Origin of the sequence: Janthinobacterium sp. EB271-G4-7A, assembly GCF_020858075.1 — a bacterium.
Taxonomy (GTDB): domain Bacteria; phylum Pseudomonadota; class Gammaproteobacteria; order Burkholderiales; family Burkholderiaceae_D; genus Janthinobacterium; species Janthinobacterium lividum.
Window position 1 is genome coordinate 1,290,371 of record NZ_JACYMI010000001.1, and the last position, 16,679, is coordinate 1,307,049.

The 16,679-nt window shown below is 62.8% G+C and carries 12 protein-coding genes and 1 pseudogene; 8 read left to right on the forward strand and 5 right to left on the reverse strand.

Going from position 1 to position 16,679, the window contains the following annotated elements; translation table 11 throughout:
* The 5 genes from IGS58_RS05870 to IGS58_RS05890 all read left to right on the forward strand — a co-directional run.
* Positions 1-2,936 (forward strand): beta strand repeat-containing protein (locus tag IGS58_RS05870; RefSeq protein ID WP_230520864.1); only part of this gene is annotated, 2,936 nt, incomplete at its 5' end.
* Entirely contained in the window at positions 2,905-3,660 is a 756-nt protein-coding gene (locus IGS58_RS05875) for a FecR family protein (protein WP_230520865.1), read from the forward strand. The genes IGS58_RS05870 and IGS58_RS05875, both read left to right, overlap by 32 nt.
* 104 nt (positions 3,661-3,764) lie before the next feature.
* Entirely contained in the window at positions 3,765-6,200 is a 2,436-nt protein-coding gene (locus IGS58_RS05880) for a heavy metal translocating P-type ATPase (RefSeq protein ID WP_268989814.1), read from the forward strand.
* Position 6,201: 1 nt separating this feature from the next.
* A complete protein-coding gene (gene cueR, locus IGS58_RS05885; protein WP_034788623.1) occupies positions 6,202-6,621 on the forward strand; it encodes a Cu(I)-responsive transcriptional regulator in 420 nt (139 codons plus the stop codon).
* A 20-nt stretch (positions 6,622-6,641) separates the two neighbouring features.
* Positions 6,642-7,370: a glutathione S-transferase gene (locus IGS58_RS05890; RefSeq protein ID WP_230520866.1), complete on the forward strand. Its 729-nt coding sequence runs from the start codon at positions 6,642-6,644 to the stop codon at positions 7,368-7,370.
* Between the two features lie 46 nt (positions 7,371-7,416).
* Here the strand turns inward: IGS58_RS05890 and IGS58_RS05895 are convergent, their stop codons facing one another.
* From IGS58_RS05895 to yidD, 3 genes are all read right to left on the reverse strand, one after another.
* Entirely contained in the window at positions 7,417-7,617 is a 201-nt protein-coding gene (locus IGS58_RS05895; protein ID WP_230520867.1) for a heavy-metal-associated domain-containing protein, read from the reverse strand.
* 82 nt (positions 7,618-7,699) lie between these two features.
* Entirely contained in the window at positions 7,700-8,641 is a 942-nt protein-coding gene (locus IGS58_RS05900) for a bestrophin family protein (RefSeq protein WP_230520868.1), read from the reverse strand.
* Between the two features lie 256 nt (positions 8,642-8,897).
* Entirely contained in the window at positions 8,898-9,377 is a 480-nt protein-coding gene (yidD, locus tag IGS58_RS05905) for a membrane protein insertion efficiency factor YidD (RefSeq protein WP_080753757.1), read from the reverse strand.
* A 239-nt stretch (positions 9,378-9,616) separates the two neighbouring features.
* Between yidD and IGS58_RS29130 the strand changes: the two are divergent.
* From IGS58_RS29130 to IGS58_RS05920, 3 genes and pseudogenes are all read left to right on the forward strand, one after another.
* A pseudogene (locus IGS58_RS29130) lies at positions 9,617-10,638 on the forward strand (serine hydrolase domain-containing protein); the annotation flags it as partial.
* 396 nt (positions 10,639-11,034) lie between these two features.
* Positions 11,035-11,298 carry a DUF3471 domain-containing protein gene (locus IGS58_RS29135; protein WP_230522200.1) on the forward strand — a complete coding sequence of 88 codons (264 nt, stop codon included), beginning with the start codon at positions 11,035-11,037 and terminating at the stop codon, positions 11,296-11,298.
* 146 nt (positions 11,299-11,444) lie between these two features.
* The gene (locus IGS58_RS05920) at positions 11,445-13,856 is read left to right on the forward strand and encodes a TonB-dependent siderophore receptor (RefSeq protein WP_230520869.1); all 2,412 of its coding nucleotides are present in this window, start codon (positions 11,445-11,447) and stop codon (positions 13,854-13,856) included.
* Between the two features lie 24 nt (positions 13,857-13,880).
* Here the strand turns inward: IGS58_RS05920 and IGS58_RS05925 are convergent, their stop codons facing one another.
* Positions 13,881-14,555: a site-2 protease family protein gene (locus tag IGS58_RS05925; RefSeq protein ID WP_329957971.1), complete on the reverse strand. Its 675-nt coding sequence runs from the start codon at positions 14,553-14,555 to the stop codon at positions 13,881-13,883.
* A 137-nt stretch (positions 14,556-14,692) separates the two neighbouring features.
* Positions 14,693-16,513, reverse strand: coding sequence for a PhoH family protein (locus IGS58_RS05930; RefSeq protein ID WP_230520871.1), 1,821 nt, complete (start codon positions 16,511-16,513; stop codon positions 14,693-14,695).
* Positions 16,514-16,679: the final 166 nt, after the last annotated feature.

Genomic DNA, 16,679 nt, shown 5'->3' on the forward strand with positions numbered 1-16,679 from the left:
CTGCGGGCAACTACGTGCTGAATGGAAATGCGGGCAGCACGACGGCCGACATCACGGCGCGCGTGCTGAACTATGGCGTCACGGGCGCGCAAAGCCGCGTCTACGACGGCACCTTGCAAGCGGGCCTGAACGGCTACTTCGAAGGCCTGGTGACGGGCGACCAGGTCAGCATGGCCGGCTTGCAGGGCAGCTTCCGCGACAAGCATGTCGGCACCGGCAAGGTGGTCGATTACCAGGTGGCGACGGGCCAGCTGACGGGCGCCGATGCGGGCAACTACGTGCTGAATGGAAATGCGGGCAGCACCACGGCCGACATCACGGCGCGCACCCTGAACGTGAGCTTCAACGGCATCAACAAGACGTATGACGGCACGACGGGCGCGCAAGTGCACTTTGGCGACGACCGCATCCAGGGCGATGCCTTGACGGTGGCTGGCAATGCCGCGTTTGGCAACAGGAACGCGGGTACCGGCAAGGCCGTCAATGTCACGAACGTGGCGTTGAGCGGCGGTGACGCGGGCAACTATGTGCTGGGCAGCAATGCGGGTAGCACGACGGCCGACATCGCGGCGCGCACCCTGAACGTGAGCTTCAATGGCGTCAACAAGACGTATGACGGCACGACGGGCGCGCAAGTGCACTTTGGCGACGACCGCATCCAGGGCGATGCCTTGACGGTGGCGGGCAATGCCGCGTTTGGCAACAAGAATGCGGGTGCGGGCAAGGCCGTCAATGTCACGGATGTGGCCTTGAGCGGCGGCGATGCTGGCAACTATGTGCTGGGCAGCAATGCAGGCAGCACGACGGCCGACATCGCGGCGCGCACCCTGAACGTGAGCTTCAATGGCGTCAACAAGACGTATGACGGTACGACGGGCGCGCAAGTGCACTTTGGCGACGACCGCATCCAGGGCGACGCCTTGAGCGTGAGCGGCAGCGCCGCGTTCGGCAACAGGAATGCCGGTGCCGGCAAGGCCGTCAATGTCACGGATGTGGCGTTGAGTGGCGGCGATGCTGGCAACTACGTGCTAAGCAGCAATGCGGGCAGCACCACGGCCGATATCGCGGCGCGCGCGCTGAACCTGTCTGGCGTGGTGGGCAGCAAGGTCTACGATGGCACGACGGGTGCGCAGCTGAGTCTAGGCGATGACCGTGTCGCCGGTGACAGTTTGACGGCCTCGGCGGTAGCCAGCTTTGCGGACAAGAACGTGGGCGCGGCCAAGGCCGTGCAGCTCAGCGGCGCGGCGCTGACGGGCGCCGATGCAGGCAATTACTTTATCGTCTTGCCGACGGGCTTGCTGGCCAGCATTACACCGGCCAGCCTGACCCTGGCAAGCCTGAGCGCCGCCGGCAAGGTGTATGACGGAACCACTTCCGCGGCGGTCAGCGCATCGGCGAACGGCGTGTTGGGCCAGGATGTGGTCAGCGTGGTGGGCGGCAGCGGCAGCTTTGCCGACAAGAATGCGGGTACGGGCAAGCTGGTGACGGCCACCGGTTTCCGCCTGGCGGGCGCCGATGCGGGCAACTACACCCTGGAAACGACGGGCGGCACGGCGCAGGCATCAATTGCTCAAAAACAATTGTCCACCTGGGTCGGCAGCGGCAGCGGCTTGTGGAGCGATGCCGCCAACTGGGACGGCGGCGTGGTGCCGGAAGGCGCGAACGTGCTGGCGGTCGACTTCAGCAACAGCAAGGGCATCGTCACCTACAGCGCGGCGGCCGGCAGCACCATCCTGAAAAACCTGAACTCGGCGACGGGTTTGTTGTTGACGGGCGGCAGCCTGACCTTGGGGGAAAGCGCGCTGGACCTCTCCGTGCTGAGCGGCCTGGCCGGCCTGGAAATCAACGGCGGCAGCCTGTTGCTGAACGGCAGCCTGTCGGCGGAGCGCTACGCGCAAGGCGGCGGTATGCTGAGCGGCAAGGGCAACTTACTCGTCGCAAACAGCTTCAGCCAGGCGGCCGGCGCCATCCGGCTGGCCGGCCAGCTGGCCATCACGCAAGCGGCTGGCAACTTGCGTTTCGCCAGCCTGGCGGCGAACGAAGTGAAATTGAGCGCCCTGAACGGCGCCATCGGCCAGGACGGCGCGCTGCTCGCCAGCAGTCTGGCTGCGCAGGCGCGCGATGGCATCGTGCTGGGCAATGCGGGCAACCAGGTGGGTAGTTTTACCGCCAGCAATAGTGCAGGGGGCGGTATTGCGCTGAACAATACCTCGGCGCCGGGTACCTTGACCCTGGGAACGCTCACCACAGGCGCGGGCAATATCGCCATCGACAACACGGGCGGTGTCGCGGCTGGCAATATCAATGCGCATGGCGGCAACGTCAGCGTGACGGCGCACAGCCCCGTCACTGTCAACGGCAAGATCGAGGGCAATGATATCGCCCTCAATGCCAGCACGGACGTGCTGCTGGGCGATGGCGCGCAGTTGGCAGCTGCGCGCAATGTCAGTTTGACGGCGGGTCGCGACATCCATGTCGGCGGCAATGCGAAGATTGTTAGCGGTGGCAATTTTGCCGCCAGCGCGGAAGGCCATGTGCGCTTTGCGGACACGGCAAGCGTCGCTTTGCCGGCAGCGTCCAGCATGAGCGTGCTGGCGAAAACGGGCAGCATCACGGGCGACTCGGGCGTGCGCATCAACCGCCAGCGCAGCGGCGTGATTCTGCTGGCGCCGAATGGCACGGTGAGCATGGCGGACGCCATCTTCCTGCCTGCGACGACCATCGACAAGCCCGTGATCGATGCCGCCACGAGCGCGGCCATCGACGATGCCTTGCGTATCATCAAGCAGGCTGACCGTGCCAACGACACGCTCGCGTCCACGCCGCCAGCCAAGCTGGACGACAAGAAGCCGGACAGCAAGGATGTTGCCGATGCCACAGATAAACCCACAGGATACAAATTCGATGACCCTACTAAAAAAATGTACTGCAATTAAGGCCCTGCTGTGGCTGGCCCTGATGTGCGTGGGTGCGCACGCCTGGGCCGGCCAGGTGGCCGGCACGGTGATGCAATTGAGTGGTCCGCTGATGGCCAAGAAGGCGGATGGCAAGGTGAAAATCCTGGCCATCAAGTCCGAAGTCGAGCAGGGGGACACCTTGCTGACGGAAAAGGAAACCTATGCCTTGATCAGGCTGATCGACAATAGCGAAATCACCTTGAAACCGAATACCAGTTTCGTGATCGAGCAATTCAGCTACACGGCCGAGCAGCCTGACGGCGACCATGCCATCTTCAGTTTGCTCAAGGGCGGCTTGCGTTCCGTCACGGGATTGCTGGGCAAGCGCAACAAGGAGCGCTTCGAGATGAAGACGCCTGCCGCCACCATCGGCATCCGCGGCACGACGTTTGTTGCCAGTTACGTAGCACCGTCGGCACCGGCGCTGCCAACGGTATCGCCGCCAGTCGGGGCGGCGAGGGCGCCGGGCCTGTATGTGCAGGTGCTCGATGGCTTGATTCATGTCACCAATCCTGCCGGGACGCAAAATTTTGCTGCCGGCCAGTTCGGTTTTACGCCCAGCTTCAAGCAGCCGCCCGTGATGCTGCCCGTCAATCCCGGCATCCCGTTCACCCCGCCGCCGGCGTTTTCGACGCCACTGTCCAGCACGGGCGCCGGCGCCAACAGCGGCAAGCCTGCCGCCATCGACTGCGTGGTGCGTTAAGCATCCGCAAACAAGCCCGCACACTTTGCAAATAGGGCTTGACCTTCCCATCGTTGGATAGCAGATCCTGACCCTATTCGTTAATCTTTCGTACAGGATCTGCCATGAACCAGAGTGCACTCGTCCCCGCCGCTTTCCCTCCCGACGCCGCGCATGCGCAGGCGCTGGCCATTGAAGGCATGAGCTGCGCCTCGTGCGTGGGCCGCGTGGAAAAGGCCCTGGCCGCCGTGCCCGGCGTGAGCCAGGCCAGCGTCAACCTGGCCACCGAAGTGGCCAAAGTCACGTCCAGCACGCCGATTCCCCTGGCCACCTTGCAGGCGGCAGTGGAAAAGGCTGGCTACACGGTGGCGCAGCGCGAGATCGACCTGAACATCGCCGGCATGACGTGCGCCTCTTGCGTGGGCAGGGTGGAAAAGGCCTTGCTGAAAGTGCCAGGCGTGCTGGCCGCCAGCGTCAACCTGGCCACGGAAAGCGCGCGCATCAAGGTGACGGGCGGCCTGGAAGCTGGCACCCTGATCGCCGCCATCGACAAGGCCGGCTATGCCGCCAAGGTGCCCGCCGCCAGCCAGGCCAGCGCGCCCGCTGCCGCACCGAACCGCGACGGCATGAAAGTGGCGTTCGCGGCCGTGCTGGCTTTCCCCCTGATGCTGCCCATGTTGCTCGAGTGGGCCGGCATCCATTTGATGTTGCCAGGCTGGCTGCAATTCGCGCTGGCCACGCCCGTGCAGTTTTACTTTGGCGCGCGCTTCTACAAGGCGGGCTGGAAGGCTGCCCGCGCCGGTAGCGGCAACATGGACTTGCTGGTGGCGCTGGGTACGAGCGCCGCGTATGGCTTGTCCGTCTACCAATGGCTGACGGCGGGCGCGATGCTGCCGCACCTGTACTTCGAAGCGTCGGCCGTCGTCATCACCCTGGTGCTGTTGGGCAAATGGCTGGAAAGCCGCGCCAAGCGCCAGACGGCCTCCGCCATCCGCGCGCTGCAAGTCTTGCGTCCGGAATCGGCGCGCGTGCGCCGCGACGGTGTGGAGCTGGACTTGCCCGTGGAGCAGGTGAAAGTGGGCGACCTGGTGGTCATCCGTCCCGGCGAGCGGGTAGCCGTCGATGGCGTGGTAGTGGAAGGCGCCAGCCAGATCAACGAATCGCTGATCACGGGCGAAAGCTTGCCGGTCGATAAGCATGTGGGCGACAAGGTCACGGGCGGCGCCATCAATGCGGACGGCTTGCTGCTGGTGCGCACGCAAGCCGTGGGCGGCGAGACGACCCTCTCGCGCATCATCCGCCTGGTGGAAGATGCGCAGGCGGCCAAGGCGCCGATCCAGCATCTGGTCGACAAGGTCAGCGCCATCTTTGTGCCCGTGGTGCTGGTGCTGGCGCTGCTGACCATGCTGGGCTGGTGGCTCGCTACCGGCGAGCTGGAAAACGCCATCATCAATGCCGTGGCCGTGCTGGTCATCGCCTGCCCGTGCGCGCTGGGCCTGGCTACGCCGACGGCCATCATGGCTGGCACGGGCGTGGCTGCCCGCTACGGCATCCTGATCAAGGATGCGGAAGCGCTGGAAGTGGCGCACGCCGTCAATACCGTCGTGTTCGACAAGACGGGCACCCTGACGGTAGGAAAACCTGCGCTGGCGGCCCTGCATGCGCATGGCATCGAGGACGCGCGGCTGCTGCAGCTGGCGGCCAGCATCCAGCGTGGCAGCGAACACAGCCTGGCGACGGCCGTGCTGGATGTGGCTGCCGCCCGCCACATCGCCCCCTTGCCAGCCACGAGCCTGTCGGCCTTGCCGGGCCGCGGCCTGGCGGCCCACGTCGATGGCCTGGAACTGAAGCTGGGCAGCACGCGGCTGATGCAGGAGTTGAACGTGGACATGACGCCGCTGGCCGCGCAGGCGCAGGAACTGGAAGCCACGGGCAACACGATCTCGTGGCTGGCGTCGGGATCGGAACTGCTGGGCCTGTTTGCCTTCAGCGACCAGGTCAAGCCGAACGCGCAGGCCGCCATTGCCCATCTGCACAGCCTGGGCATCCGCACGGTGATGTTGACGGGAGATAACCAGGGCAGCGCCGACGCCGTCGGCAAGCTGCTGGGCATCGACACGGTGGCGGCGAAAATGCTGCCGGCCGATAAAACCGCTAAAATTGTCGCGCTGAAAGGCGAGGGCGCGAAGGTGGCCATGGTGGGCGACGGCATCAACGATGCGCCGGCGCTGGCGGCCGCCGACGTGGGCATCGCCATGTCGACGGGGACCGATGTGGCCATGCATGCGGCCGGCATCACCCTGATGCGCGGCGATCCGGCCCTGGTGGCGGATGCCATCGATATCTCGCGCCGCACCTACAGCAAGATACGGCAGAATCTGTTCTGGGCATTCATTTATAACCTGATCGGCATTCCGCTGGCCGCCTTCGGCCTGCTCAACCCCATGGTGGCGGGCGCGGCGATGGCCTTCAGTTCCGTCAGCGTGATCAGCAATGCCCTGTTGCTGCGGCGTTGGAAAGCGCGCAGTCATGCAGGTAGCGCGCATACCAAGGAGTCATAGGATGAATATCGGCCAGGCGGCAAGCGAAACGGGCGTATCGGCAAAAATGATACGCTACTACGAGAGTATTGCATTGTTAAAACCCAGCGCGCGCAGCGACGCCGGTTACCGCATCTACACGCCGAACGACTTGCACGCCTTGCGCTTCATCAAGCGCGGGCGGGGTCTTGGCTTTTCGCTGGAACAGATCCGCGAGCTGCTGTCGCTGTGGCAAAACGACCAGCGCGCCAGCGCGGACGTGAAAGGCATCGCCCTGGCCCACGTGGCCGAGCTCAACAAGCGCATCGCCGAACTGACGGAAATGCGCGATACCCTGGCCCACCTGGCGCAATCGTGCCACGGCGACGACAAGCCCGATTGCCCCATCCTGCAAAGCCTGGGGCTGGCTGGTGACACGGACGCGAAAGCATGTTGCCATTGATGTGAATCAACGGAGGGGCTATGGCGTATGAACTGCATTACTGGCCCACGATACAGGGGCGCGGCGAATTCATCCGGCTGGCGCTGGAAGAGGCGGGCGCCGACTACCGCGATATCGCCCGTTTGCCTGAACGCAAGGGGCAAGGCGTTCCCGCCATGCTGGCCTGCCTCGATGGCGACAGCATGCCACAGGCGGCCTACGCACCGCCCGTGCTGCGCGATGGCGACGTGCTGATCGGCCAGACCACGAATATCCTCTTGTACCTGGGCCGGCGTCTGGGGCTGGCGCCGCGTACGGAAAGCGGCCGTTTGTGGCTGAACCAGCTGCAGCTGACGATGGCCGACTGGCTGACGGAAGTGCACGACACGCATCATCCGCTGTCGATGAATCAATATTACGAAGAGCAACGGCAGGCGGCCATGCTGCGCAGCGCGGATTTCCGCGAAACACGTTTGCCCAAGTTTCTTTCCTATTTCACGCAAGTGTTGTTGAATAATCGCAGCCGTGGCCAGTACCTGGTGGGTGCCAGACTCACGTATGGCGACCTGTCGCTGTTCCAGATGCTGGCTGGCCTGCGCTATGCGTTCCCGCAAGCCATGGCGCGCCTGGCGCCGCAGTATCCAGCCCTGTTTGCGCTGCACGATGCGGTGGCGGCGCGGCCGAATATCGCCCGCTACCTGAAGTCGAAGCGCAGAATCGCCTTCAATGAAGAAGGCATCTTTCGCCATTACCCTGAGCTGGACGGATAAAAAAACAGCCGGCGCAAAGGCCGGCTGTCCTGGTGCTGCTCTGCTGTTATTGTGCGCTGGTGACGGGGTAGCCCGCATCGACGATGGCGGCGCTGATGGCGCCCAGTTCGCTTGATGACTCCACCGTGACGCGCTTGCTGGCCAGGTCGATCTGCACCTGTGCCGCAGGATCGATCGTCTGCACCGCTTTCGTGACCGAGCCGACGCAATGGCCGCAGCTCATGTTTTCAACTTGTAACTGATACATGGCAAGCACTCCTTGAATGATTAAGTGCCTCCACTGTAATCCTTGCCCCGGTGGGAAGGTCAAGCGGAAGCGTTGCGGCGTTTTAATGGAGCAGGAAGTCGACGGCTTGCATGGGCGGCGGCACGTTTTCGTCCTGCACGGATTCGCGCAAGCTGATGTCGATGGCGCGGCACATGGCCGATAGCGGCAGATCGTTGGCATCTTCGCCGAACGGCTCCTCGATCTCGTCGCCCAGCGCATCGAGGCCAAAGAAGGTGTAGGCGACGATGGCGACGACGAACGGCGTCATGAAACCGAGCGAATCGACCAGGCCGAAAGGCAGCAGGAAACAGTACAGGTAGGCCGTGCGGTGCAGCAGCAGCGAATACGAGAATGGAATCGGCGTGCTGCGGATGCGTTCGCACGAGGCGCCTGCCGCTACCATGGCCGAGACCGTGTTATCGATCTGCGTGGCGAGTATGCTGTCGATACGGCCTTGCGCGATGCAATCGGCCAGGTCGTGACCCATCTGCAGCATCAGGTAGTCGGACGGGTTCGCCGCCTTGCAGGCCGCTTCCCATTCGGCCGGGCGCAGCAGCGGCTGCAAGTCGTCCGGTCCGCGCGTGTCGCGCAGCTGGTGGCGCAGCGCGTGGCAAAAGGCGATGGTACGGTAAATCATGCGCACGCGCACATCGTTGAGGCCCAGCTTCGCGTGGGCCGGCGTGTCGCTGCGTATCATCGTCTGGCACTGGCGCGAGAAATTACGGCTGCGCAAGACCAGTTCGCCCCACAGCTTGCGCGCTTCCCAATAGCGGTCGTAGGCGGCCGTGTTGCGAAAACCCAGGAAGATGGCCAGTGGCAAGCCGATCAGGGTAAATGGGATGGTGGTGAGGATGACCTTGTGGTCGAACAGGGTGCCGTGGCACCAGGTGACGAGGGTGGCGATCAGGGTATTGACAATGAGCGTGGTGCGGATGCGCGGCAGGACGGAACCGCGCACCACGAGGAACAGCCGTAGCGCCGAGGGACGCTCGCGCACGATCATGCTGTACTCCCGGTGTGGAGCTGGGCTGGCGGGGAAACGCGCACCTGGTGATCGGTAAGAGGGGAAAGACAGAGTGGCAATTGCCGGGAACAAAAAGCCCGCGATATATGCGGGCTGAGCAGGGTGTGCATGGGAAGCAAAGTAGGGGAGACGGCATGAGTATAGGCCGCAGGCCCGCTTCCAGCCAATTCACAGTGATAATGGGTATTATTCATTTCATGAATGAATATTTCATTTGTAAGTATTCGTGTGAATTTCAGTTGTCCGGGTTCTGCCCTTGCCTGATCTTCTTGCGATGTGCCGCCTGCTGCTGTTTCAATGCCTTGCTTGTCGTATAGCCATTGCGAAACCAGCTTGTCTGCTTATGCTGACCCGGCCAACTGCAGTTCAGTACATTTGCCACGTCGGCGCAGTCGCAGGCGCAGTCGACCAGGGGCACATCGCAGTCGCAATACCCCGCCTGTGCCTGCCTGCGCGCACTGTGCCGTGCCGGTGGCTGCAGCGCGCCGTGCTGGCGATGGCGTTCGCCGCAGGCGCGCAGGCGGCGTTGCAACAGCGCCAGTCCCGGACGCAAGCCGTGGCGCGCGATGACCTTGTAGCCATAGGCGGAACAGCTGTCGCGGCCTGTCAGCACGCGGTGGGCGCAGGAATAGCCTTTATAGGGCGACAGGTAGCGCTGGTAAGCGCGAATGGCCAACAGGGCCAGGCGTTTGCCGCAAGTGTCGAATGAGAAAATGCCAGCTCCTTTTTTCTATGCCATCAAGTCACTGGTGCGAGCATACGTTAGGTATCCCGAAAATAATAGCGTCAGCAGGCACAAACTATCATGGTGATAAATGGAGAGAATTATGCGTGACGCGTCTGCTAGGCTGGGTGGGCAAATTTGAAATATTGTCTAAAAAAATTATTCCATCCCGATAGCCGCCGCCAGGGGCATGGCCAAGCTTGTTTATCCTTCCTGTGAAAGTGATCTGCATGTTTACAGTTTCCAGCATCTGCCTCGCCACGTTGATCCTGTTGCAAGCGCCAGCCGGCTGGGCTGGCCAGCCGGCGCCCCTGAGCCAGCAGCAGCAAGCGCTGGCCGCGCAAATCGACGCCAGTATCGCTCCCTATTACAAGGCCACGGAACCTGGCGCCGTCGTCATCGTCGTCAAGGATGGCCAGCCCCTGTTGCGCAAGGCGTATGGCCTGGCCAGCGTGAAGGATGGCCAGCCGCTGACGCCTGACATGTCGCTGCGCCTGGGTTCCATTTCCAAGCAATTCACGGCCGTCGCCATCCTGCTGCTGGCCGACCAGGGCAAGCTGGCCATCACCGATGACATCACGAAGTTCCTGCCCGACTATCCGACGCACGGCAAGAAAATCACGATCGAACAGCTGCTCGCGCATACGTCCGGCATCCACGACTACACAAGGAAGCCGGAATTTGTGCCCAACAGCACGAAAGAATTGAGCGTGGCGCAGATGATCGATTTCTTCAAGAACGATCCGCCCGACTTTGACCGGGCACGCAGTGGAGTTACAGCAGTTCCGGCTATTTCCTGCTGGGCGCCATCATTGAAAAGGCATCGGGCCAGCCGTATGCCACGTTTGTGGAACAGCAGATCTTCGTGCCACTGGGCATGAACGATACGGCCTATGAAGGCCACGAGCGCCGGCCGGCCAAGCGCGCGGCCGGGCATATCCGTTCGGGCGAGACCTATGTGCCGAACTTGCCCCTGAGCATGACGCAGCCGTATGCTGCCGGCGCGCTCGTTTCCACGGTGGACGACCTGGCGCGCTGGGACGCGGCCATCTCCGACGGCAAGCTGCTCAAGGCTTCCACCTGGCAGCAGGCGTTCACGCAGGCCAAGCTGAACGATGGCAAGGCGACCCGTTCCGGCTTGGGCTGGAAGGTGGGCACCTGGCAAAACACGCCCGTCATCCACCATAGCGGCGGCATCAATGGTTTTGCCACGTATGCGATGCGTTTGCCGAAGGAAAAAGTCTATGTGGCCGTGCTGGAAAACTCGGACACGGGCCTGGTCAATCCCGACGTGGTGGCGCGCAAGGCGGCTGCTGTCGCCGTGGGCCGGCCATATCCCGAGATCAAGGTCATCACGCTCAAGCCCGCCATCCTCGATGCGTACGCGGGCGTGTACGCCATCAACGACAAGGCCGGCTATACGATCCGTAACTTCGAGGGCAACTTGCTGCTGCAGCGCACGGGCCGTCCCGCCCAGCGCATGCTGGCGTACTCGCCAAATGGCTTTCTGATCGAAAATACGCTCACCACTGCCGAATTCGAGCGGGGACCGAAGGGCGAGGCGCAGCTGATCCTCAATGACGGCGGCGAATCGAAGACGGTGCACGAACGCGCCAGCGCCGCCAAGCCGGCGCGTACGGTGGTCGCCATGACGACGGCGCAATTCGATGCCTACGTGGGCAAGTATGCGCTGGCGCCCGAGGTCTACCTGGAAGTGACGCGCGAAGGCGATAAATTCTTCGCCCAGGTGACGGGTTTCCGCAAGCTGGCCATGCTGCCGATGAGCGAGACGGCTTTCTTCTCGAATGAAGTCGATGCGGAAGTGCGTTTCAGCAAGGATGCCGATGGCAAGACGCAACAACTGGTGCTGCGCCAGGAGGGGCAGGATATGCCGGCCAAGCGCGTGAACTGATCGCCGCAGTACAGCGCATGCCTGCCGGCCAGTCGATACTGCCGGCAGGCATTATTTTTTCGTGTCCAGCCTGACCGATTCGCATTCTCAAGGCACCTGCTAAGTAAGGGAATCATTTCAGCAGTCCATTTGAGAGGCTTTACACCATGTCCGTTCGCCGCAAGCAGCGCTACTATATTTCTACACCGCAAATCCTTCCCATCGCCCGTGCCGTGTCGCTGGCCGTGTGCAGCCTGGCGCTGTACGCCGCCATGCCAGCCCTGGCGCAGGCGCAAGCGGCCAATGCCCAGCAGGCTGGCGCCATGCGCCTGGCCTACGATATTCCTGCCGGTCCGCTGGCGCCCGCGCTGCGCAGCCTGGCCAGCGCGGCGAATGTCTTGCTCAGCTACACGCCAGACCAGGCCAGCGGCAAGAGCACGGCCGGCCTGCAAGGCCAGTACACGCCGCAGGCTGCCCTGGCCGTCTTGCTGGCGGGTACGGGCTTGCAGGCGGTCGAACTGGAGGCGGGCAGCTACGTGCTGCGCGCCGCGCCTGCCGTGGCCAGCACGGCGCCCGACGCCGTCATGCCATTGATTTCCGTCATGGCAGCGGCTGACGCGGGCGAGGGCACGGTGTCGCGCGGCTATGTGCCCATCAGCGTGGCCGCCACCAAGATGGGCACGCCATTGCTCGAGACGCCGCGCGCCATTTCCGTTGTCACGCGTGAACAGATCAAGACGCAGGCCCCGAAAAGCATCGAACAGGCGCTGGCCTATACGGCGGGCGTGCTGACGGACGTGACGGGTGCCGACGTGCGCATGTCGGGCGCCACCATCCGCGGCTTCAGCGATGGCAGCTCGTACTACCAGGATGGCTTGAAGCTGCTGTCGGCGGGCAGTTATGGTTCGTGGAATAGCGAAATGGAAGACCTCGACAGCGTCGAAGTCATCAAGGGGCCCGCGTCCGTCTTCTACGGCCAGGGCCGCCCGGGCGGCATGATCAATGTCACTTCCAAGCTGCCGGGTGCAGACCACGTCAATAGCGTGGGGTTTTCCGCGGGACGCTATCACCGCTATCAGATCAATGCCGACCTGGGCGGCGCTGTCGCGGGCAATGATGGCCTGCTGTACCGCGTCACGCTGACGGGCCGCGATGCCGACGATCGTCCCATCGAATCGAAGAATAACCGCGTTTCCATCTCGCCCTCGCTGCGCTGGGACATTTCGGCGCGCACCAGCCTGACCGTACTGGGCACATATTCACAAGAGCGGGGCACGCCGAAGCCATGGTGGCCCAGCCTGTTTGTCCATCCGCACATCAAGGACTTGCCCGTCAGCCGCACGGCGGGCGACCCGTCCTTCGACTATTTCGACCGCGATACGCGCGCCCTTGGCTATATGTTCGAGCATGCAACAGGGAATGGATGGAAGCTGACGCAAAACTCGCGCTATGCGACCATCAAGGTTGATTACCAGCATATCTACGCCATGGATTTGCTGCCTGACGGGCGCACGGCCACGCGCGGCAGCCTGGCGGAAAAAGTGGACGGCAAGACCTGGACGGTCGACAGCCGCGCGCAGAAGGACTTTCGCTGGGGCGAGATCGGGCACCGCTTCGTGGCGGGCATCGATTACCTGAAATACAAGGAAAACGATGGCCTGGGCTTTGGCTGGGATGTGCCGAACCTGGATATCCATGCGCCGGTCTACCATCAATTGATCGCCGCACCGGGACTCGACTATACCGACACTGAACTCAAGCAGACGGGTATCTACACGTTGAACCAGTTCAAGCTGGGCGCATGGGTGGCGAACGCCAGCCTGCGCCACGACCGCGCGCGCAGCACGCAGCTCAATTCGGCGAGCACGCGCATCGACGACAATGCCACCACGGGCAGTGCCGGCCTGCTGTACCTGTTCGACAATGGCGTGGCGCCGTATGCCAGCTATGCCACCTCGTTCGACCCGGCCACGGGCCGCGACTTTGACGGCAAGGCTTTTCAGCCACGCAAGGGCAAGCAGGTGGAAATGGGTATCAAGTACCAGCCTGCCGGCACATCGACCATGTTGACGGCATCGCTGTTTGATCTGACGCAAACGAATGTCACCACGCCGGATCCGCTGCACCCGCGTTCGTCACTACAGACGGGCGAGGTACGTTCGACGGGCGTGGAACTGGAAGGTACGTTCAAACCCTTGCCCGAGTTGAGCGTGCTGGCCGGCTATACCTATCTGGACCCGCGCACGACAAAGAGCAACCGCGACTACGAAATCGGCCGCCAGACCCTGCAGACGACGCGCCATGCGGCCAGCGTCTGGCTCGACTACCGGCCCATGGCCGTGCCCGGCATGATGCTCGCTGGCGGCCTGCGCTACCGTGGCAGTTCGCCCTACAATGGCGCGGCCAATGCGCTGTACATGAATGATCCGTACACCCTGGCCGATATCGCCGTGGCCTACGAAACGGCGCGTTACCGCCTGGCTCTGAATATCGGCAATGTATTTGACAAGAAATACTTTGGCGGCATCTTCCGTGGCGCCGAACGCGAAGCCCTGCTGAGTCTGAAGGTGAATTTCTAGCTGTAGCCAACTGGGGCTGTGCGATTACAGCCCCAGCGCGCGCCAGCAATACACGGCCAGTGCCGCCGCCCACGCCAGCAGGATCGCCAGCCCCGGCAGCAGCAGCCATTTTGCTGCCGTCTCTTCCCACGTCACATACGGCTTGCCGCCGCGCGCGATGGCCAGCAGCGCCTGTCCCCCGTTCAAGCCGGCAAACGGCAACAGGTTCAAGGCGCACAGTTTCAACGAGAACAGGGCGAACGCCAGCGCAAAGCCGTGTGTGCGGGCAAACGCCTCTCCACTGCCCAGCAATTCCTGCGCCGTCGACAACGGTGCCAGCGCGCCGTGGACGATTTGCCCGAAGGCCGCGACAAAGCTGTCCCAGCCCGAGGCTCCCATGATGCCCAGCGACAATGCCAGCAGCAGCCCCACGCCGCTCAATGGCAGCAGCACCTGCTTCCACAGCGGCTGGAAGTTGTAGGCGTCAAGGCAGGGATCATCGTCATACAGTTCTTCTTCACGCGTATCTTTCAGCACCAAGCTGCCGGCCAGCGGCAGCAGCTTGACGTGGACTTTTCCCCAGGTCAGCACAGTCGGTCCCACGCCATAGCTGATGCTGCGCACCGTGATGCCGAACAGCCTGGCGCAGGCCGCCATGACGGAAATGTGGATGGACATGAAGAGGATGAAGCAGAGCAACAACTGAAAGGCGGGATGCATCGGGCTATGTGTCCAGAAGGAAAGGAGCGGTATTAGAACATGCCGCCATGAAAAGTCGCGCACATGAAAAAAGCCCCGGCTGCATCGCTGCAGCCGGGGCTTCGAATGACTGGGCAGCTCGCGCCGCCCGCTATCACTTACAGTACTTCGCTGGCGTGGTCGGCCAGGCGCGAGCGCTCGCCGCGGGCCAGGGTGACGTGGCCGCTGTGGGTCCAGCCCTTGAAGCGGTCGACCACGTAAGTCAGGCCGCTCGAGCCTTCCGTCAGGTACGGCGTGTCGATTTGCGCGATGTTGCCCAGGCACAGGATCTTCGTGCCGGGACCGGCGCGCGTGACGAGGGTCTTGACTTGTTTCGGCGTCAAGTTTTGCGCTTCATCGATGATGAGGAACTTGTTTACGAAGGTGCGGCCGCGCATGAAGTTGAGCGACTTGATCTTGATGCGCGAGCGGATCAGGTCTTGCGTTGCCGCACGGCCCCATTCGCCGCCATCGGAGTCGGACTTGTTCAGCACTTCCAGGTTGTCGTCGAAGGCGCCCATCCATGGCGACATCTTTTCTTCTTCCGTGCCTGGCAGGAAACCGATGTCTTCGCCCACCGGTACCGTGACGCGGGTAACGATGATTTCATTGTAGAGCTTGGTTTCCAGCACTTGCGCCAGGCCGGCGGCCAGGGCCAGCAGGGTCTTGCCGGTACCGGCCTGGCCCAGCAGGGTGACGAAGTCGCATTCCGGATTCATCAGCAAGTTCAGCGCGAAGTTTTGCTCGCGGTTGCGCGCCGTCACGCCCCACACATTGTTCTTCGTGTGGCTGAAGTCGCGCAGGGTTTGCAGCACGGCCGTCTTGCCGTTGATCTGTTTCACTTGGCCGTAGAACGGCGTTTCGCCGTTTTTCGGTTCCAGGTAGATGAACTGGTTGACCAGCAGCGACGGGATGAACGGGCCCGTCACGCGGTAGAACGTCGAGCTGTAGCCGTTCTTGCTTTCCTGCCACGATTCCATGTCCTTGCCGTGCTTGTTCCAGAAGTCGTCCGGCAATTGCACGATGCCCGAGTACAGCAAGTCCGTGTCTTCCAGCACATGGTCGTTGAAGTAATCTTCGGCCGGCAGGCCCAGGGCGCGCGCCTTGATGCGCATGTTGATGTCTTTCGACACCAGCACGACAGGGCGGCCTTCTTGTTCCGATTCCAGCGAGCGCACGACGGCGAGGATCTGGTTGTCGGCCTTGCCTACTGGCAAGCCAGCCGGCAAGTCGGCGCTTTGCAGGCGCGTCTGGAAGAACAGGCGGCCCTTGGCATCCTTGTTGCCCAGCTTGGACAGCAGGATGCCGTGTTCGATGGCGTCGTCATCCGTGTTGCTGATCAGGGCGTCGAGCGTGCGCGAGACCTGGCGCGCATTGCGCGCCACTTCCGTCATGCCTTTTTTATGGTTGTCCAGCTCTTCCAGGGTCATCATCGGCAGGTACACATCGTGTTCCTCGAAGCGGAACAGCGACGATGGATCGTGCATCAGCACGTTCGTGTCGAGCACGAACAGCTTGCTGATGCCGCGCTGGTCGGCGGCGCGGCTGGCGGACGATTTGAGCTGCACTTCGACAGCCTTGTGTTTGGCAGGATGTGGCTGCTCGGCTTGCTTGACGGGCTTGATCGGCGTGACCTTGCCTTTTGCCGCCGGCTTGGCTTTCGCTGCAGGCGCAGCAACGGCGGCAGGCGCGGCCGCGACCGGCGTCGGTGCAGCAACGGCTGGCGCCGGCTTGGCGACCATCAGGGCCGCCACTTGCTTGATCTTCGTGGCCGCATTGCGGACCGGCTTGGCAACTTCGGCGATCGCCGCTTCAATAATCGGTGCAGCCACTTTCTTGGCTGCCGGGGTTTTGGTGGCCGGGCGCGCTGCGCCTGCGGTTGGGTAATCTTGGGTGGCCAGGATAGTGGCTGGCTTGCTCGGTAATTTTGGCAGTGGCATCAGGATCTCAATCAAAAAATTTCTGGAATGAATCGCCCATGGGCAGCCAGCTTCTGGCGGCACTTCTCATGGGGTGGATGCGGGGGAACAACAATGCTACAGGACGAGTAACTGCCGGAAGGCCGGCAGCATGGCCGGTCATGGACGCCATCGACGGGCTGCATGC